General features: G+C 65.5%; 20 protein-coding genes and 1 pseudogene. 18 read left to right on the forward strand and 3 right to left on the reverse strand.

The genetic code is table 11. The annotated features are described in order from the left end of the window. Positions 1 to 15: 15 nt before the first annotated feature. Positions 16 to 1,317 (reverse strand): tRNA uridine-5-carboxymethylaminomethyl(34) synthesis GTPase MnmE, encoded by a 1,302-nt coding sequence (gene mnmE, locus M9921_00115; GenBank protein ID MCO5295241.1) that lies wholly within the window; start codon positions 1,315 to 1,317, stop codon positions 16 to 18. Here mnmE and M9921_00120 point away from each other — a divergent pair. The 6 genes from M9921_00120 (at position 1,309) to M9921_00145 (ending at position 6,740) form a co-directional block, all read left to right on the forward strand. Next, positions 1,309 to 2,640 (forward strand): MFS transporter, encoded by a 1,332-nt coding sequence (locus M9921_00120; GenBank protein MCO5295242.1) that lies wholly within the window; start codon positions 1,309 to 1,311, stop codon positions 2,638 to 2,640. The two genes, mnmE and M9921_00120, sit on opposite strands and share 9 nt — an antisense overlap. A gap of 56 nt (positions 2,641 to 2,696) precedes the next feature. After that, a complete protein-coding gene (locus tag M9921_00125) occupies positions 2,697 to 3,668 on the forward strand; it encodes a hypothetical protein (GenBank protein ID MCO5295243.1) in 972 nt (323 codons plus the stop codon). A 28-nt stretch (positions 3,669 to 3,696) separates the two neighbouring features. Further along, positions 3,697 to 4,353: a fructose-6-phosphate aldolase gene (gene fsa / locus M9921_00130; GenBank protein MCO5295244.1), complete on the forward strand. Its 657-nt coding sequence runs from the start codon at positions 3,697 to 3,699 to the stop codon at positions 4,351 to 4,353. Positions 4,354 to 4,445: 92 nt separating this feature from the next. Then, positions 4,446 to 5,087 carry a PEP-CTERM sorting domain-containing protein gene (locus M9921_00135; protein ID MCO5295245.1) on the forward strand — a complete coding sequence of 214 codons (642 nt, stop codon included), beginning with the start codon at positions 4,446 to 4,448 and terminating at the stop codon, positions 5,085 to 5,087. A gap of 133 nt (positions 5,088 to 5,220) precedes the next feature. Further along, positions 5,221 to 5,946, forward strand: coding sequence for a hypothetical protein (locus M9921_00140; protein ID MCO5295246.1), 726 nt, complete (start codon positions 5,221 to 5,223; stop codon positions 5,944 to 5,946). Further along, positions 5,943 to 6,740, forward strand: a complete 798-nt coding sequence (locus M9921_00145; GenBank protein MCO5295247.1) for a thioredoxin fold domain-containing protein — start codon at positions 5,943 to 5,945, stop codon at positions 6,738 to 6,740. Before M9921_00140 ends, M9921_00145 begins: the two co-directional genes overlap by 4 nt. Before the next feature lie 64 nt (positions 6,741 to 6,804). On the opposite strand, the gene M9921_00150 is transcribed toward M9921_00145, so the two are convergent. After that, on the reverse strand, positions 6,805 to 7,353 hold the full coding sequence (locus M9921_00150) for an RDD family protein (protein MCO5295248.1): 549 nt from the start codon (positions 7,351 to 7,353) through the stop codon (positions 6,805 to 6,807). Between the two features lie 232 nt (positions 7,354 to 7,585). On the opposite strand from M9921_00150, the pseudogene M9921_00155 reads away from it, so the two are divergent. From M9921_00155 to upp, 4 genes and pseudogenes are all read left to right on the forward strand, one after another. Then, a pseudogene (locus M9921_00155) lies at positions 7,586 to 7,684 on the forward strand (YggS family pyridoxal phosphate-dependent enzyme). A gap of 16 nt (positions 7,685 to 7,700) precedes the next feature. Next, entirely contained in the window at positions 7,701 to 8,114 is a 414-nt protein-coding gene (locus M9921_00160) for a cell division protein SepF (protein ID MCO5295249.1), read from the forward strand. Positions 8,115 to 8,214: 100 nt separating this feature from the next. Next, on the forward strand, positions 8,215 to 9,330 hold the full coding sequence (locus M9921_00165) for an acyl-CoA dehydrogenase family protein (GenBank protein MCO5295250.1): 1,116 nt from the start codon (positions 8,215 to 8,217) through the stop codon (positions 9,328 to 9,330). A gap of 19 nt (positions 9,331 to 9,349) precedes the next feature. Further along, a complete protein-coding gene (gene upp / locus M9921_00170) occupies positions 9,350 to 10,270 on the forward strand; it encodes a uracil phosphoribosyltransferase (GenBank protein MCO5295251.1) in 921 nt (306 codons plus the stop codon). A gap of 69 nt (positions 10,271 to 10,339) precedes the next feature. Here the strand turns inward: upp and M9921_00175 are convergent, their stop codons facing one another. Then, a complete protein-coding gene (locus M9921_00175) occupies positions 10,340 to 10,897 on the reverse strand; it encodes a redoxin family protein (GenBank protein ID MCO5295252.1) in 558 nt (185 codons plus the stop codon). Between the two features lie 156 nt (positions 10,898 to 11,053). On the opposite strand from M9921_00175, the gene M9921_00180 reads away from it, so the two are divergent. From M9921_00180 to M9921_00215, 8 genes are all read left to right on the forward strand, one after another. Further along, complete coding sequence (locus M9921_00180; GenBank protein ID MCO5295253.1) at positions 11,054 to 11,653, forward strand: hypothetical protein; 600 nt, start codon at positions 11,054 to 11,056, stop codon at positions 11,651 to 11,653. Positions 11,654 to 11,657: 4 nt separating this feature from the next. After that, on the forward strand, positions 11,658 to 12,977 hold the full coding sequence (locus M9921_00185) for an SPFH domain-containing protein (protein ID MCO5295254.1): 1,320 nt from the start codon (positions 11,658 to 11,660) through the stop codon (positions 12,975 to 12,977). Further along, a complete protein-coding gene (locus tag M9921_00190; protein MCO5295255.1) occupies positions 12,974 to 14,383 on the forward strand; it encodes an SPFH domain-containing protein in 1,410 nt (469 codons plus the stop codon). Before M9921_00185 ends, M9921_00190 begins: the two co-directional genes overlap by 4 nt. A gap of 126 nt (positions 14,384 to 14,509) precedes the next feature. Further along, positions 14,510 to 15,526 (forward strand): pyruvate dehydrogenase (acetyl-transferring) E1 component subunit alpha, encoded by a 1,017-nt coding sequence (pdhA, locus tag M9921_00195; protein ID MCO5295256.1) that lies wholly within the window; start codon positions 14,510 to 14,512, stop codon positions 15,524 to 15,526. Beyond that, positions 15,526 to 16,506 carry an alpha-ketoacid dehydrogenase subunit beta gene (locus M9921_00200; GenBank protein ID MCO5295257.1) on the forward strand — a complete coding sequence of 327 codons (981 nt, stop codon included), beginning with the start codon at positions 15,526 to 15,528 and terminating at the stop codon, positions 16,504 to 16,506. Before pdhA ends, M9921_00200 begins: the two co-directional genes overlap by 1 nt. A gap of 80 nt (positions 16,507 to 16,586) precedes the next feature. After that, positions 16,587 to 17,456: a hypothetical protein gene (locus M9921_00205; GenBank protein ID MCO5295258.1), complete on the forward strand. Its 870-nt coding sequence runs from the start codon at positions 16,587 to 16,589 to the stop codon at positions 17,454 to 17,456. 380 nt (positions 17,457 to 17,836) lie between these two features. Continuing rightward, positions 17,837 to 18,313 carry a hypothetical protein gene (locus M9921_00210; protein MCO5295259.1) on the forward strand — a complete coding sequence of 159 codons (477 nt, stop codon included), beginning with the start codon at positions 17,837 to 17,839 and terminating at the stop codon, positions 18,311 to 18,313. Positions 18,314 to 18,490: 177 nt separating this feature from the next. Further along, positions 18,491 to 18,901, forward strand: coding sequence for a hypothetical protein (locus M9921_00215; protein ID MCO5295260.1), 411 nt, complete (start codon positions 18,491 to 18,493; stop codon positions 18,899 to 18,901). The last annotated feature ends 8 nt before the right edge of the window (positions 18,902 to 18,909 follow it).

An 18,909-nucleotide genomic window follows, 5' to 3' on the forward strand; every position in this document is an offset into this window, starting at 1 on the left:
TCGCACCCGCCGCCCTTACTTTCCAAGGCAGAAGTCGGCGAAGAGGCGATCGACGAGGTCCGCATCGGCCGTCTCGCCGGTGATGGCGCCCAAGGCGCTCGACGCTTGCTGGAGGCCGACGCTGGCGAGGTCGGTCGGTCGGTCGGCACGGAGGACGTCCGTGGCGAGGTTCACCCCTTCGAGCGCTTGCGCGAGGCTCGCGGCGTGCCGGGCGTTGACCGCGGGCGCGTCGGGCGAGAGTTCCAGATCCGCGGCGAGGGTGGCGATCAGGTCCGACAGGCCCGCGCCGGTCGTCGCCGAAACGGGCCTGCCGAAGCCCGCGTTCGGCGCCAGGTCGCACTTGTTGGCAAGCACGAGGCACGGTCGATCGAGGGCGGCGTGTTGGCGGGCATCTTCTTCGGTCCAGCCGAGCGAGGCGTCGGCGACGTACCACACGCGGTCGGCGGCGGCGGCGGCGTTCCGCGCCCGTTCCACGCCGAGGGCCTCTACCGGGTCATCGGTTTCGCGCAGACCGGCGGTGTCGGTCAGGACGCAGGGGATGCCGCCGAGGTCGGCGCGCTCCTCCAAGAAGTCGCGGGTGGTGCCCGGCACGTCGGTCACGATGGCCCGGTCGGTGCCCAAGAGGGCGTTGAGCAGGGATGATTTGCCCGCATTCGGACGGCCGACGATCGCGACCCTCAGCCCGTGTCGGAGGATCCTCCCGGTTTCGGCGGTCGCCGCAAGCTCCTCGACGTTGCGCGCGACCTGCGCGAGCGCCGCGAGGGCCTCGGGCTTGTCCAGCTCCCCGACCTCGTCGCTGAAGTCGACGCTCGCTTCGATCGAGGCCTGGACCCCGAGAACGCGCTCGCGGATCGCGCGGACCCGGTTCCGCAGCGCCCCTTCTCGATGGAGGCGGGCGAGCCGCAACTGGGACTGTGTTTCCGCCTCGATCGTGTCCCGTACGCCTTCGGCTTGCGAAAGGTCGATGCGGCCGTTCAAGAACGCGCGCTGCGTGAACTCGCCGGGCTCGGCGCGGCGCGCGCCCGCAGCCAGGCACGCCTGACAGAGCGCGAGCACCGATGCCGGCGAGCCGTGGATGGAGAACTCGACCGTCTGCTCCCCGGTGTAGGAGCGACCCTCTTCGAACGGAAGGGCAAACCCCTCGTCGCCGTGCGCGAACGTCCCGAAGTGGGCTGCTCGCGGGGTCGGCGATTCGGGCCAGGGTCCGAAGACGGTTTGGGCGATGTGCCACGCATCGGGGCCCGAGACGCGCACGATCGCCACGGCCGCGTTGGCAAGGCCGGTGATGGGCGCGACGATCGTGTCGAAGTGGGACATCCGCAGTGGCAGATTGACAGATTTCCCGACGCCGAAGGAATCCGGCGCGCAACGGCGAAGCAACTCCTCGTGACGCAGCCCCGCCGATCGACGCTGTGGTACGCCGGCTTGTCTGCGTACTGGTTCGCCACAAGCTACAAGTGGTTCATCCTGCTCCTCGCGGTGTTGCCCGGACAGGTGAACGCCATCGTTCCGGGGGGAGAGAAGAACACGGCCTGGGGGATGGTGTTCATGATCGGAGCGGTCTGGGCCGTGGTGGGGCCGTCGGTGTTCGGGTACCTGAGCGATCGCTTCACCTCGCAAGGGGGAAGGCGGCGTCCGTTCATCGCGATCGGAGCCGCGGCGACCGTGGTTTCGCTGGCCATTCTCGCGGGCGCCAACCAGCTCTGGATGCTCGTTGTGGGCTATCTGTTGCTGCAGGTTTCCGACGACGTGGGCACCGGACCGTACAGCGCCCTCATTCCCGATGTGGTCGCCGAGACCGACCGCGGGAAAGCCAGCGGGTGGATGGGGCTGATGCAGCTCGTCGGCCACTTCTGCTCGGCGGTCGTCGGCGCGTTGCTCGGCAGCGTCGTGCTGATCTACGTGGGGATCGCGGTGGTCAACGTCCTGTGCGCCCTTTGGGTTCTGGCGCTGCTGCGGGGGGTCGATGTGGCCTCGGAAAGGCCCGCGGAAACACCCGCTTCGTTCAAAGAGTTTCTGGTGGGCTGGAAGGCCCCGTGGGCGAGTCGCGACTTCCGCTGGGTCTGGTTCACCCGATTCCTCAACGCCCTGGGCTTCTACATGGTGCAGCCCTACTTGCGCAACTACCTCGAGGACGTGGTCAAGGAGTTTCGCATCTTCGGCATTGCGGTGGGTGACGGTCAAACCGCGACCCTCGTGATCGGCCTCACGATCTCCGTCTTCGGCGCGGTGGGAGCGGGGTGGGCCGCTAAGGCGTCGGACCGCATCGGGCGCAAGCGGGTGATCTACTCGGGTGGGACCCTGATGGCGGCGGTGCTGGTCCCGATCGCCTTCATTCCCAACTACACCGTGATCTGGTGCCTGGCGCTGGGCTTCGGTTTTGGCTACGGCGCCTTCCTCTCGGCGGACTGGGCGTTGGTCAGCGACGTCCTGCCGGACAAGGAAGCGTCGGGTAAGGACATGGGGGTGTGGCAGTCGAGCATCTCCTCCGTCCAGATCTTTGCGGGCGGATTCGGGCGTGTGATCGACTGGGGCAACCGCCTGCAGTTCGGGCTGGGGTACTCGATGACGCTCGTCGGTGCGGCCGTGGTGTTCTTCATCGGGACCGTTCTGGTGCGGCAAGTCAAAGGCTCCACGTAGGGCAAATCGGTTGAACGGTTGGCCTCCTCTGCGACACCCATGGGCGAGGTGCTCTCATGAAGTTGTTCGCCCTGGTCGGTCTCAGCCTCGCCGTGATCGGATGTCGGTCGTCCGCTCCGCCCGCTCCAGAAGTGGCCCAAACCGGGTCTGGAACCAAGGTGGAGGGGTTGCGCTTGGCCGGCTCCTTCAGCTCGGGAGGGCTCACCGTGATTCCGATCCTGGAGGACGCCCAAAAGGGAGGTGGCGAGGAGGTCACGACCTTGGCCGAGGCCCAGAAGATGGGCACGGTGGAGATTCGGGAGCTTCCAACGAGCCAGGTCAACTCCCTGCTCGTGATCAATCACGGAGACAAGCCGCTGCTTCTTCTCGCAGGCGACTTGTTGCTGGGCGGCAAGCAGGACCGGATCGTTGCCAAAGACACGCTGGTGCCGCCGGGCAAGGCCATGCAGGTCGAAGCGTTCTGCGTCGAGCACGGCCGCTGGACGGAGGGGAGGACGAAGTTCGAGTACAGCGGTTCGGTCGTTCCCCAGTCCGTCAAGAGCGCGGCGGCCCGCGAGAGCCAGGAAGAGGTGTGGTCGAAGGTGGCGGAGTATCGGGCCAATGCCGCCCCGATGGCGAGCATGCCCTCGGGAACGACCGTGAACGGTGCGGTCTCGGCTCCCGAGGTACGCAAGCAGGTGGACGACGCCCTTGCGGCGCTCCGGCAGGATCTCGCGAGTTTCCCGGATGCCGTGGGCTTTGTCGTCGCCCGCGGGGGGCGCGTGGTGGCGGTCGAGCTCTTTGGAAGCCCGGCGCTCTTCAAACAGGCCCAGGATGCCGTGTTGAGGGGGTATCTCGCGGACTCCGTGGTCGGCGGTGCGCCGGCTGCACCCGTCGATGGGGACTTCGTCGAAGCAGGCCTGAAGCGCGCGCTGGACGCCCGCAAGGGCGTTCGCGTCGACGGGATGGCCGTGACCCAGGTCGAGGGCGGCCCGGAGAACGCGAAACTGCCGCTTCACGGCACCTACGGGTTCGATCCGGGGAATTAGTCCGTCGGCGACCATGTAGACTCTCCGCATGAAGCTATTCGTGGACACCGGAGACGTCGAGGAGGTCCGCCAGGCGGCCGAGTGGGGCATTCTGGACGGCGTCACGACGAACCCGACGCTGATCGCCAAATCGGGCAAGGGATTTCGCGAGACCGTGCTGAAGATCTGCGAACTCGTGCCGGGGGGTGCGATCAGCGCCGAGGTTGTGGCGACCGATTACGACGCGATGCTCAAGGAGGCCCTCGAGATTTCGAGTTGGCATCCGCAGATCGTGGTCAAGGTGCCGATGATCGAGCCGGGCGTCCGCCTGGTCCGCACGCTCTCCGAAAAGGGCATCCGCACCAACGTGACGCTGGTGTTCTCCGTTCCGCAGGCGATGATGGCCGCGAAGGCCGGGGCGACCTTCATCAGCAACTTTGTCGGCCGGGTCGACGACATTTCGGGGGACGGGATGGACGCGGTGGCGGACACCGTGGCGATGGTGGCGACCTACGGTTTCGAGTCGGAGGTGTTGGTCGCCTCGGTGCGCCACCCGGCGCACGTGGTGGAGGCGCTCCAGGCGGGCGCCCACATCAGCACGATGCCGTTCAAGGTCATGAAGATGCTGTTCAAGCACCCGTTGACCGACATCGGGCTCAAGCGGTTTCTCGACGATTGGAACGAAGCGGGCCTCACCATTCTTTGACGGTTTGAACGTATCAGGCAATTTTGCGAGGTATCGGGTGCAAGCGACTCGTGTACCCTATAGGGAGTCAGTTTCAATTTGGTGGAGAGTATATGAAAGGTCTATTGGTTTCGTTGGTCGTGGCGTCGTTCGCCGGCGCGCATGCTTACTCGCTGTTTGACTTCGAATCCGAAGCGGCGACGTCGGACATCGGCTCGGGGAGCCCCGGAGCGTTGACGTCGGTGACGATGACGGACAACGGCCTCACGCTCGAGCTTTATCGCGAAGGCGGAGCCACGTTCGACATCTGGGATGCGACATCCACCGAAGGCTTCTTCCCGCTCACGTGGGAGACGCGGGTCCTCGATCCGTTCGCCAACCTCACCACGGACGATTGGTTTATCGGCAACTTCTCCTCGGCGGTCAAGCAGGTCGAGGTGGAGATGACGGACTTCGGCAGCGACGAGGACGAACTTGTGATGGAGGTCTACAGCGGCCTCGATGCCACGGGAACCTTGATCGCGACCAAGACGCTCAGTTGGGGCGGTAACTCAAGTCCGAGCTACATGGCCCTCGGATGGTCGAGCGTTTTCGAGTCCGGTGCCGCTCGCTCGATCCGCTTCCGCGGCGGTGTGCCTGACTTCCCGAACAGCATGTACTACGACAACATCGCCGCAACCCCCGTGCCGGAGCCCGCTTCCTTTGCCGCGCTCCTGCTGGGTGGGGCCGCGCTCCTGCGCCGGCGAAACCGCTAACTCCTCCTCGCTCGCGGGAAAGGGAAGGGCCGCTCCTATCGGAGCGGCCCTTCTTGCTTTGCGCTTGGGCGCTTCGGCCCGAATCGGATACCATGTCCCAGAGGCGGCTCCCAATGCGCCCCGAGGTTGAACCGTGCTGTTGCTCCTAACCCTTGCGACCCTGCAGCCGTCCGAAACGGCCGAGGAGATCTTGGCTTCGATGAGCGCGGCCTACCGATCCTGCGAAACGTACGCCGACACCGGGGTGGTCTCTTCGGTCTTCGAAGCCGGCGACGAGACGGGCGAACCCTCCGTTCGGACGATCCGCACCCTTTTCGTGCGGCCGGACCACATCCGTTTCGAATGCCACGAGAAGAATGCCGCGACCAAGGCGGAGGAGTATTTCGTCGTTTGGAGGGGTGCCACGAAGTCTCACACGTGGTGGTCGACGATCGCCAACGGCACGCACCACGACACGCCTTTGGAGGCGTTGGGAGAGGCCTCGGCCCTCTCGGGCGGGGCTTCCGACCTGGTGTACGCCCTGCTCTCGCCGCCCGTCGATGGGAAAGGCTGGTCGGTCGCCCAGTTGGCGTCCTTGAAGAAGGCGGGCACCGAGCAGGTTACGGGTGCACTGTGCGATGTCTTGGTGGGGAAGGGCTTTGAGGACTCGGCCGTCACCGTGTGGATCGACCGGGACTCGCACGCGATCCGGCGGTTTAGGGAAGCGGTCGTCGTGCCAGGCGGCACCACGGTGGACACCGTCACCCTGGTGCCGGTGTTCGGCGCACCGGTCACCCCGGAGGAGGCCTGGTTCAAACCCCCCATCGTGCGGGATCCGCCGCCGGTCGGCGGCGATACCGGAGGCGGTGGGGCGCGATGATCCTCTTGGCCGCCCTCGCTTTGGCGGCGCCCCTCCAGTGGGCCGCCGACCTTCCGACGGCGCTTCGGACCGCCGGCGGCGGCCGCGTCGTGCTGGCGTTCTTGTGGAAGCAGGATTGCCCGTGGTGCGACAAACTCGAGAAGGAGACCTTTCCCTCCAAGGAGTTTCAAGACCTCGGCAATTCGCTGGTTCCGGTGAGACTCCAGGGCGACGGATCCGAAGCTGGGGAGTCGGCGAGGCTGGGTGTTCGCGGATTCCCGACGCTCCTGTTCCTGTCGAGCAAGGGTCGCGTCGTCGGACGCATCCAAGGGTTTGTGTCGGCCGATGCCATCCAGTTCGAGGCCTCGGAGGCCGCAAGACGGGCGTGCAACCTCGACGTGGTTCCCCGCTCGCGACAGGCATTTGCCGATCGGGTCGCCATCGCGGCCGCGCAGCGGAACGAGGCGGACGTTGAGACGTGGCTGGGGCGCCTGGGCGCGGGGAGCGATCCAGAGTCCGCCGCCGCCCACCTCGCTGCGGGGATTTACTTCGAGGAGGAGATGCGGCTCACGGACGCGCGTTCGCACTTTGAGAAGGCGGTGCTTTCGACGGATGCGCGGGTGCGGGCCCAAGCGCTTTTCGGCCTCGCTCGGACCTACCTTTCGACCGATGGGTTCGCGGACGCTGCGCGCAACCTGGAGGCGGCCCTGGCGGGAGAGCACCTGTTCCACAGCCAGCGGGAGTTGGCGGCGAACCTCCTGAAGTTTGCTCGTCAGAAGGGTGGAGGGGCTGAACCCTCGATGGTCCGCCGATGAGTCGGGTGCCACGCCCGCCTGACGGGCGTGCCGCTCGTGAAGAAGCCGGGTCTCGTTTGCCGCGCTAGTTGCGGTCCCCGGTGTGAAGCTCCTCCTCGAGGCCCTTCACGGGACACGGCGGAATCGGAGTGCGGCGAGGCGCGACGAGGACCAGCGTGTCGCTCAAGACATCGTGGATCGCTTGGCGGTACGTGCTGAGCCAGATCGCGAGCACGTTCATGCTCGCAAGACCGTAGGCGGCGAACAAAAGGGTGCTGCTCACGAAATCGAGGTTCCGGAAGTGCGCCACGAGCCCGAGCTCCGCGGCGGTGGCGTACCCCATCGGCGCGCACCACTTGAGGAAGTTTCGCCTCAGCGCGCGTGAGAAACGGACGCGACCGCCGTCGTCGTCGGTCACCCGGATCCTGGCGAGCCACTTGCCGGGAGTCGAACCGTACCGGAACTCGAAAACGGCCATCAACGCGGGGATGGCCGTCAACGCGAAGACCACCACGCCGATGAGAGCCAGAGGTTCCCGAGACCCGATCCCGGCGCGAAGCAGCCCGAAAACGCAACTGGCGGCGAGGATCGCATCCACGATCGACGCCACGATTCGTCTGAGGAGACTTGCCAAAGGCATGGGCTCACCTGCCACTTGTGGGAGGTTTGATTCACTTCCATCCTACGCCATATCGGGGTCCGAGACGCAAATTTGCTTGACGAATCGAAATCTTTGCTCCTAAACTGGGAGCACGTTCGTCTTCAAGGACTGATGACCGTCGGTCCAGCAGGGCTGGAGCCGGGGCAGATGGGCTTCGTTTGCGCATGATGCGCAATGGGAGGCGCCTCTGGATCCGGGAGGGTGTCTGAGTATGGGGATGAGCGGCGACTTCGAAGTGGCGATCCAGGAAGGGTCCACCCACGTTCGGATCGGCACCGCCCTTTTGGGGCCACGGGAAAATTAGACCGTTTGGAGGACTCATGGAAGAGCTGGAACTCCAGGAAAAGCCTGGGATATTTACGAAACTCGCCGCCGTGTTCACGCGTGGCGACCACGACGAGATCGAGGACGAGGAACCGTCCGAAAGCAACGCCCGCACCTACCAGTTGCGCACGGCCTACCGGTACCACGTGACGGTCCGCAGACAAGTCGCCTCGTTCGACGATGCGATGGCCGCCGCCCAGGGCTTGAAGCGGGGAGAGCAGCAGATTCTCAATCTCTCGGCCACCGAGCCCACGATGCGGCAGAAGATCGTGGACTTCATGTGCGGCGTCAACTTCGCTCAGGAAGGCACGTGGGAGGAGATCGGGGACCACATCTACCTCATCGTTCCCGCCAGCGTGTACGTGGAGGCGGCCCCGCCGACGCCTCGCTCGTCCTCGCTCCACAACTAGTCGATTTCGGTCCCCATGGATCGAAGCCTCAGCCCCGGCCGATCCCCGGGGCTTTTTGGTGTCTCCCCGAACCCCTGCCGATCTCGGTAGAATCCCGGCAATGGTTCTTTCCTTCAACGACGAAGAGAAACGGTTTTTTGAGACGGTCGAGCGGTTCGTCGCCGACGAAGTCCTCCCCAACACGCGTGAGTGGGAGAAATCCACCTTCCCGGACGATATCTGGAAGCGCACGGCGGAGCTGGGCATCACCAGTTGCCTGTTGCCGAAAGCCTACGGCGGGCGGGGCTACTCGTGCGGCACGTACGTGGAGATGTGCCGGATGATCGCCCAAGGCGATCCGGCGCTCAGCATGAACGTCGCGGCGATCAACGCCCTGTGCGCGGCGCACTTCGAGCACTTTGCCAACGATGAGCAGCGCGAGCGTTACCTCCCAGGCGTTCTGAGCGGGGAGATCCCGTTGGCGTGGGGGCTGACCGAGCCCGACGCGGGCAGCGACGCGCGCCGGGTGAAGACCTTCGCGACACCGATCGAGGGGCGGCCGGGCTACTTCCACCTCAACGGCGAGAAGATGTTCATCACCAACGGCGGGTTCGCGAAGCTCTTCATCATCATCGCGCGGGTGAGCGACACCGAGCTGAGCGCGTTCCTCATGGAGAAGGACCAGCCGGGTTTCGAGGATCTCGGCCGCATCCCGACGATCGGGGTGAGCGCCTCGTACACGTTGCGGTTCAAGATGAACGACGCGGTCGGCTGGCATACGCCGGGCTCATTCGAGCAGGTGATCGGGCTTCTCTATCGGGGTCGCGTGGGCATTGGCGCGATGGCTCTTGGCATCGCGGAGAAGGCGCTCGAGGAGGGCATCTCCTACAGCAAGACGCGCGAGCAGTTCAACCGACCCCTTGCCGCGATGCAGAGCGTGCAGAACATGATCGCCGAGAGCGCCATGAAGGTCGAGGCAGCCCGACTCCTGGTGCACAAAGCCGCATGGATGTACGACCAGGGGCTCCCGATTGTGAAGGAAGCCTCCTACGCCAAGCTGTTCGCCTCCGAAGCGGCGCGGGACACGACCAACGCCATGCTCCAGGTCCACGGTGGCCGAGGCATGATGCAGGAGTATCTGATCGAGAAGCTCTGGCGCGACGCCAAGCTCACCGAGATCGGCGAAGGAGCGAGCGAGATCCAGAAGCTCGTAATCGCCAAGTCTCTCTTGAAGTAGCAGGGGCTATCATTCAGCCATGCCTCTGCACGTGCTCGACCACCCCTTGGCCGGCCACCTGTTGGCGGGTCTGCGGGACGTGGCCACGCCGCCCGACCGCTTCCGCCAACTGTCCAAACGCCTGACCACATTGCTGGCCTTGGAGGCGACCCGAACTCTGGCGACGGCGGAGAGGGTGGTGGAAACCCCTCTTGAGCCCGTTTCGCAGCGGGTTCTAAGCCAGGGGCTCGCTGTCGTTCCGGTCCTGCGGGCCGGGCTTGGAATGTTAGAGCCCATCGTGGAGCTGTTTCCCGACGTTTCGATCGGCTACATCGGCCTCGAGCGCCACGAGGACACCGCGATCGCGCACAGCTACTACTGCAAGCTCCCGGACTTCCAGAGCCGGTTCGTGCTTTGCGTGGATCCGATGCTGGCAACCGGCGGCTCCGCGGCCCAGGCCCTTTCTCTGATGAAGGCGCACGGCGCGCAGCAGCTCGCGATGGTGTGCGTGGTCGCCGCGCCGGAGGGGGTCGCCCGGCTTGAGGCGGCCCACCCGGAGGTTGCGATCTACACGGGCGGGGTTGGACCATGGGCTCAACGATCGGAAGTACATCGTGCCCGGGCTTGGCGACTACGGCGACCGCCTGTACGGAACGCTGTGAACGGGCGCGTCCATTTGTCCACGACCTGTCTGCTCGTGTTGGGCGCCGTCGACCTGGTGTCGTCGCTCATGTGGATGAATCTTGGCCACCAGGAGGGCAATCCGTTCTTCCGGGCGCTGGCCCGACACGGCTCGATGGCGTTCGCCCTCGGCAAATTGGCGCTGCTGCTCGGACCCGTGCTGCTGCTCGAGTACGCGAGGCGGTCGCATCCGAAGTCCGCCGAGCAAGGCACGTGGATCGCGTTTGTCGCCTACCTGCTTCTCTACGCGTTGCACGTGCGGCGGCTGGTTCTGGGCTGATGCCCCGTAGTGGGGATCGTGCACAGGAGGTGCCACGCCCGCTCGACGGGCGTGCTTGGGCGGCAAAGGTCAGGACACCTTGGGGATGAAGCACCCGACGGCCTCGGTGCGTTTCACCTTGACGGCCTTGCCAGCAAGCGCGGCGTCGATCGCGTCGCGAAGGTCGTGGGTGCGCGGGTCGCGCAGCACGCCGAGGTCGGCCCAACGGTCGTCGATGCGGCCCCGGTAGAGCTCCGGGCCCTTCCGATCGAGGACGAACGCCTCGGGGGTCTTGGTCGCTCCGAGCTCCTTGACGAACTGGTGGCGCGGATCGAGGAGGACGGGGCACTTGAAGCCGAACTCCTTCGCATGGGCCTTGGCCCGCGAAGAAGAGAGGTCGGGATCGACGTGCACGAGATAGAACTGGACGCCCTTGGGATCGTACGCTGCGACGAGGCGGTTGATCTCCGGGGCGTAGGCGTTGCTGATCGGGCAATCGACCGTCACGAAGATCACCGCGGAGAGCGTGTGCCCCTTGGGCGGAACGGTCATCGTGTGGGACTTGCCCTCGACATCGCGAAGGACGATCTCTTGGTCCGCGAACGAACCTGATGCGAACAGGGCGAGGACGGCGAGGGTGAAGCTCATGAATCTGGGGCTCCCGTTCCGCAACGTCGCAGGTCGCACGTTTGCAACCCGCCGATGCTCCGGCGCGTGATTTCCTACGAAGACGATGGAAATTAGGTTTCGACCGGGGGCCGTTCGCGCTGGGCGCGGCGGCTTTGGTTTTGAGGCTCCTTCGCGATGTTGACGCTCTACATCGTCACCGCGATCGTGGGCGGCGCGATGGTTCTCGTGAGCGCGCTCATGGGCGGCCACGACGCGGACACCGACCACGACTTTACGCACGACGCCGACGTGCACGTCGAAGTGGATTCCGACACGGATTCGGACGCCGGCGCCGATCACGGGGGGGACCATGCCGGGCCCTGGCTGCCGTTCTTCAGCCTTCGGTTCTGGACTTATCTGCTGGCGGCCTTTGGGCTGACGGGGGTCTTGCTCACGTGGCTGACGGATACGCCGCAGCCGACGGTCCTCACCTGGTCCATCGCCATGGGCCTGGTCGTCGGTCTGGCCGTCTCGTACCTGATGCTGGTGTTGAAGCGGATCGGCGTCGACAGCTCGATCTCGTCGAGCGACATGCTCGGGATCGAGGCGCGCGTGACGGTGCCGATCCGGGGCGCTTTGATGGGCCGCGTGCGGTGCAACGTGAAGGGCGAGGCGCTGGACGTGTTCGCCACGTCCGACGAGGACCGGGTTTTCGAAGAAGGCCAATCCGTGGTCATTGTGGAAATGGTCGGCGACAAGGCGCGGGTGGTCTCGCGCGAGGACGTGTTTGGTTAATTCTATGGCAACGATTCAACTTTCGCAGGAAGTGACGACGGGGCTGATGATCGGGGGCGGCGCCGCCCTCGTCATTCTCATCGGCCTGGCATGGATCAAGAGCTTTCTCCACATCTGTCCTCCCAACGAGGTGCTGATCTTCTCGGGGCGTCGGCGCAAGATGGCGGACGGCTCCCAGCGCGGATTCCGACCGATCTTTGGGGGAAGGGGGTGGCGGATGCCGATCGTCGAGAAGGTCGACCGCATGAGCCTGAGCATCATGGAGGTCCCCATCCAGACGCGGAACGCCTACTCGAAGGGCGGCATCCCGTTGGCGATGGACGCCATCGCCAACGTGAAGATCTCGAGCGACCCGCAGGTGGTCGGCAACGCGATCGAGCGCTTTCTCGGGCGGGACCCGGCGGAGATTCGGAGAGTGGCGAAGGAGACCCTGGAGGGCCACCTGCGGGGCGTGCTCGCGCGGCTCACCCCCGAAGAGGTGAACGAGGATCGGCTCAAATTCGCCGACGAGCTTCTGCGCGAGTCGGAGCTTGATCTCAACAAGCTGGGCATCCATCTCGACACGCTGAAGATCCAGCACGTGTCGGACGAGGTGCACTATCTCGACTCTATCGGCAGGGAAGCGATCGCCAACGTCGTGATGGAGGCGGAGATCGCCGAGAGCGACATGAAACGCCAGGCCGAGCTTGCCGAGGCCGAGAACGACGGCCGCGCCAGGGTCATCGAGGCCAACGTGCAGGCGCAGGTGCTGCAGATGCGCAACGAGTTGCGGCGGATTCAAGCCGAGCTGGAGTCCGAAGTCCGTTCCGAGGAGGAGCGCACGCTGGCTGCGGCCCGCGAGGCGCGGGCCAAGGCGGAGCAGGAGTTGCAGCAGGTGCGCGCCGAGGTCGAGGGGGTCCGGCTCCACACCGACCAGGTGTTGCCCGCCGAAGCGCAACTGGTCGCCCAGGAGTATCGGGCCAAGGGCGACGCGGCGATCCTCCGCGAGCGCGGCATCGCCGTGGGGCAGGCGCTCGAGGAGATGAACTCGGCGTGGCTCGAGGCGGGCGACCAAGCGCTGGCCATCTACTTGATCGAAGAGATCGAGAAGATCCTCGGCAAGGCCGCCAAGGGCGTCGCCAAGATCAAGATCGACAACCTCGACATGATCGACAGCGGGGACGGCAAGGTGCTGTCCAACTACCTCAGCGTCTATCCCGAGATGCTGGGCTCGGTGCTCGACGCCGTCACGCGGACGACCGGACTCGACATTCGCAAAGCGATTTCGCAGACGGAAGGAGAGGCAGACAGCCTCTTGGCCCAAGAGGAAGGGGGCAAGCAGTGATTCCCGTAATCATCCTGACGGTATTGGCGTTTTTCGGAGTGCTCGGTCTCCTAAGCCTTCGGCGGCTGTTCTACATCTGCGCTCCCAACGAGGTGCTGATCTTTTCCGGCTCCACCCGCAGATTGCGGGGCGAGAACCGACGGTACGGCTACGTGATCGTCAAGGGAGGTTCGCGCTTCCGGGTTCCGATGCTCGAGCGCGTGGACAAGATGGACCTGACCAACATGGTGATCGACGTGGGCGCCACGAACGCTTACTCCAAGGGCGGCATTCCGCTCACGGTGCAGGGCGTGGCGAACGTCAAGATCGCGGGCAACGAACCCGTGCTGAACAACGCGATCGAGCGGTTCCTGGGCAAGAGTCGCGAGGAGATCATGCGGATCGCGAAGGCGACGCTCGAGGGCAGCCTGCGCGGCGTGCTGGCGTCCCTCACGCCCGAGGAGGTGAACGAGGACAAGCTGAAGTTCGCCGAGCGCCTCGTGCACGAGGTAGAGCAGGACATGACGGCTCTCGGACTCGTTGTCGACACCTTGAAGATCCAGAACGTCCACGACGAGGTGAAGTACCTCGATTCGATCGGGCGCAAGAAGAGCGCGGAGATCCTGAGCACGGCCCGGATGGCGGAGGCGAAGGCGAAGGCCGACTCGATGGTGCGCGCCGCGGAGAACCTTCAGCGGGAGACCAAGGCTCAGATCGACGCCCAGACGTCGATCGCCAAAGCCGACGCGCAGCGGCGGCTGACCGACGCCCAGACCCGGCGTGCGGCCCTGGTGGCCGAGGAGCTAGCGACCGTCGCCGCGCAGGTGGCCCAGTCCAAGGCGGAAGTCGGCGTGCAGAAGGCGCGCGTCGAGCAGGTGCGGAAGATGCTCGAAGCCGACGTCGTTCAGCCCGCCAAGGCCTCGTCCGAGGCGGCGGAGGCCCAGGCCAAAGGCAAGACCGTGCAGATCGTCGAGGACGGCCGCGCCCGGGCCGAGGCGCTGAGACGGCTGGCCGAGAGCTACCGCAAGGCGGGCAAGGGCGGCCGCGACGTGCTGCTGCTCCAGAAGCTCGACAGCATCATCGAGGCGATCACCGACACGATCGCCGAGACGCGGATCGACAAGGTCACGATGATCGGTTCGGGAACGCCGGGGCTGGGCGACGGTGGCGGTTCGTTGCCGGTCAAGGCGTTCAGCACGCTCGAGCAGTTCCGCCGGCTGACCGGGGTGGACCTGGTGGAGAAGCTTAGGGACGCCGACTTCGGAAAGAAGCGGGAGGCGGAGGTCGAGGCCAAGGCGCCCGTGGTCGTCCCGGAGCCGTTGGAAGGACCCCAACCGGAGCCCCCGGCCCCAACGCCCCAACCGATGCCGAAGCGGACGCCCCCCAAGAAGTGGGACATTGCTCCTCCCCCAAAGCTGGACGGCTAGCCCAAACCACAAACCACCAACCACAAACCAGCTGGGCGGAGCCCAAAGGTAGACTAGACGCGTTGGCCGCGAGCTTCAACGGCGCAGCCGCCCAACGTGTCGTCTGACAATCGAGGAATAAGCGCTGTGCCCAAACCTGCCCAAACCCCTGCCCAATTCACTCCCTCGCAGCTCGAGGACTTCTACCGCGAGATGGTGTTCTTGCGGCACTTCGAGGAGAAGTGCAACTTCGCGTACCGCCAAGGCAAAGCCGGCGGCTACCTCCACGTGTACATCGGGATGGAGCCGCTTGTCGTGGGCTGGCTCAACGTGATCAAGAAGGGCTACGACTACGTGATCACGGCGTACCGCGACCACGGCCACGCGCTCGTGCTGGGCTCGGACCCCGTCGCCGTGATGGCCGAGATCATGGGTCGCAGCGGCGGATTGAGCCGGGGCAAGGGCGGCTCGATGCACCTTTACGACATCGGGCGGAACTTCTACGGAGGCTGGGGGATCGTCGGAGGCCACACGGCCCTGGGCGGAGGGTTGGCCTTCGCTGCGAAGTACCGCGGGGAGGACCGGGTGACCTTGTGCTACCTCGGTGACGGCGCCGCGAACGCCGGCGTGTTCTACGAGACGCTCAACATGTGCGGATTGTGGGACCTGCCGATCATCTTCATCATCGAGAACAACGAGTTCGCGATGGGAACGCGCCTCGAGTACCACGCGGCCGATCCCGAGTTGCACAAGCGCGGGTATCCGTTCGGCATCAAGCACGAGCGGGTGGACGGGATGGACCTTCTCCAGACGTTGTCCGATGCCGAGCGGATCGTGGATTGGGTCCGGAAAGAGCAGAAACCGTATCTCGTCGAGGTGATGACGTACCGTTTTGCGGGCCACGGGGCGGCGGACAACGACCAGAGCCTTTACCGCACGGCGAAAGAGGTCGATCAAGCCAAGAAGCGAGACCCGATCCACCTGTTCGAAGAGTATCTCGTGAAGAACAAAGTGGCCACGAAAGAGAAGCTCGAGGCCATCGACGCCGAACTGGAGGAGCGCGTCGAGCAGATTTACGAAGAGGCCGACGCCTCGCCGATGCCGGAGGCGGGCGAAGTGTACGAGCACGTATACACGGACATGACCCCGGAGGAGGGGCACTAATGGCAACCGAGACGATGACCTACCGCGATGCGGTGCGCCAAGCCCTGATCGAGGAGTTGGACCGCGACGACAACGTGTTCGTGATTGGTGAAGATATCGGTCGGTACCAGGGCACCTTCCGCGTCACCCAAGGGCTGTTTGAGAAGTACGGGGGGCGGCGGATCGTGGACACGCCCATCACGGAGCCCGGAATCGTCGGGATGGCGACGGGAGCCGCGATGACGGGCTTGCGCCCGGTGGTCGAGATGATGACGATGTCGTTCTCGATCCTCGCGCTCGACCAGATGATCAACCACGCCGCGAAGATCCACTACATGACGGCAGGGCAGGCCAAGGTGCCCTTGGTGATGCGCGGCCCAGGCGGGGCGGCGAACCAGCTCTCCGCGCAGCACAGCCACTCGCTGGAGGGGTGGTACGCGCACGTGCCGGGGCTCAAGGTCGTCGCGCCCGCGACGCCCGGGTGTGCCAAGGGCATGTTGAAGTCCGCGATCCGGGACGACAACCCGGTCGTGTTCACCGAGAATCCCGGCCTTTACGCACTCAAAGGGGAAGTCTCCACCGATCCTGAATCGTTGGTGCCCTTCGGAAAGGCGCGGATCGCGAAAGGGGGGAAGGACCTCACGCTCGTGGCGTACAGCCGGATGGTGCACGTGTGCCTGAAGGCCGCGGAGATGCTGGAGAAGGACGGGCTGGACGTCGAAGTGGTCGACGTGCGATCGTTGCTTCCGTTGGACGCGGAGACGATCTACGCATCGGTGGCGAAGACGCACCGCTGTGTGGTCGTGTACGAGGATTGGAAGAGCGGGGGATTCGGCGCGGAGATCGCCGCGCGCATCGCGCAGGACTGCTTCGACGACCTCGACGCGCCTGTGCGGAGGGTCGGCGGCCTGAACGTTCCCATGCCGTACACGCGCCCGTTGGAGTTGCTGTGCATCCCCAACGAGGACGACGTGGTGGCCGAAGTCCGGCGTCTCGGCTAACACCACCCGATTCCGGTTCCCGATTCCCGACTCCCGGTTCCCGACTCCCGATTCCCGTCCGGAGGATAGACTCTCGTCCAATGGACGACGGGAGTTTGTGGGCGGCGGTCGGTCGGATGTACGACCGCGACGAGGTGGTGGCCGCCCACGAGCTTGCCGAGTCTCTTGGAACGGGCGAGTTCGGCGTCCACTTGGGTTTCTACCGCTCGATCGAGGCGGAGGCCGCCACTCGGCGCGAGAGCCGGGTCGTGCGTCTTGCCGAGTGGCTTGAATTCGAATACCTGCCTCACGAGGTGCGCAATTTCAAGGCGCTCGCCGAGGCGACGCTGGCCACGTGTGATCTCGTTGCGGAGCGTCTGGGTTGGACCCACGGAGCGGCGACGAGGATCGCGGTGCTCGCCGACGAGGCTGACGCCCCTTGGGCCACCAACCCGCACGGCTACCACAGCCCGCGCACGGATTACGACAAGATCTGCCTTCCCGCGTATCTGCAGGACGACCTGGGGGAGTTCCGACAGGCCATCGCGCACGAGTACGCGCACGTGGTCACGCACCACTTGACCGAGGGACGGGCACCGCGTTGGCTTTCGGAGGCGGTGTCCGTCCTGGCGGAACGGAACTTCGACGCGCGGGCGCTCAAGGCGCTCGCGGCGGGGAAGTGGCGTTCTCCGGGACCCTTGGAGGCGGCGTTCGCGGGGGACGAGGAGGGCGAGAACCCGGAGTGGGACGTGTGGCTCGCCTACCAGCAATCGGGTTGGATCGGGAGGTTTCTCGTGTCGATGGGGGACGAGCGGCGCCTGGGAGATCTGCTGCGCGCCCATGTGGGAGGCTCGACCTGGGGCCGCGTGCTGGCGCTGCTTCAGGGTCGAAGTCCCACCGACCGGGCCCTGCGCCAGACGTACGGGCTCACCGTTGCGGATTTGTTCGAACAGGCCCGCGCCAATCTCTAGCCGATCCCGCCCAACGGTTGCGGAAAGCCATCTGATGCCGTCGGGTGCCCTCGGGTGCCCTCGGGTGCCACGCCCGCTTGACGGGCGTGAGAAGCATGCCCGCCAGGCTCACCAGGTGCCCTCGGGTGCCACGCCCGCTTGTCGGGCGTGAGGGGCATGCCCACCAGGCTCACCAGGTGCCCTCGGGTGCCACGCCCGCTTGTCGGGCGTGAGGGGCATGCCCACCAGGCTCACCAGGTGCCCTCAGGTGCCACGCCCGCTTGTCGGGCGTGCGTTCGGCTTCGGATCCTGAGTCTCAGAAAGCAAATGCAACGGCTTGGAACCCGGGAGTTGTCACTGCGTGCGCTCCACCCAAGGCCCCTGTGGATCTACAATCAGGCATGCGCTTTCAAGATCAGGCGGTCCGCATGACCCAGCGCGCGCTCGACGACATCTGCCGCGCGGCGCGGGCGGTGCCGGAAGACAAGCGGGAGTGGGTGCCGATGGGAGCGGCGAGGAGCGTGCTCGACCAGATGCAAGAGATCGCCGCGGCCGCGCCATGGTTCCTTCCCATCTTGCGAGAGCGCAAGATGCCCGTGTTCGACGCGCACGCCAAACGGGAGGCGGTACGGCTGAGGCAGACGCACGCGACGGTGGAGGACTGCATCCTGGCCGCCCAGTCGCACACGGCCCTGCTGTGCGGCGTGATCGAGTCGATGGAGGACGAGCACCTTGAAGAGGAGATCGAGCTTCCGTTCGGCGGCGGCATGAAGCTGTCCCTTGCGGACGTGTGCATGCTCCACCACAACAACATGCAGTACCACCTCGGGCAGATCAACCAGATCCAGTTGATGCTGGGAGACCGGGAGATGCATTAGGGGGGGACGGGAATCGGGAATCGGGAATCGGGAGTGGGGACGGGGGTTGTCTGCGCGGCGGGTGACGTACAATGGGGTGGAACCGGTCTTTTGCTGGATACCGATCCGGCGAGGCGGGGGGAAGCCGGCGACGGAAGGGCCCGCTGCTGAGGCGGGCGCTTCGAGGAGGAGACAGTGATGCGTATCGGAATCCTCGCGCTGATCGCCGCGGTCGGCGCGTTTGCCCCCTTGGGTTCGCTCGACCAGACGGCGGGTCTGCCCGGCCTGACGTCCAAGGATGCGTTCCCGAAGGGCTGCGTCAGTTGCCACGTGGTGGTCGAAGGTCAGGACCACCGCCTCAGCGCGCTGTTGGCGAAGGTGAAGGGCCATCCCAAGCTGAAAGCGGGTGTGGCCGTCCCCACGGAGTGCGCCAAGTGCCACCGCGCGGAATCCCCGCTGGGCGAAATCGGCTCGTTGCTGCACCGGGCCCACTACGCAAGGCTCGAGGAGAGCGAGTTCGTCAAGAAGTTCCAGGGCGCGTGCCTGAACTGCCACACGCTCGACTCGAAGACGGGAAAGATGGGCCTCAAGACCGGCCCGCTGCAGTAGAGCGGCGC

It is taken from the genome of Fimbriimonadaceae bacterium (genome assembly GCA_023957775.1).
In the GTDB taxonomy this organism is placed as follows: domain Bacteria; phylum Armatimonadota; class Fimbriimonadia; order Fimbriimonadales; family Fimbriimonadaceae; genus JAMLGR01.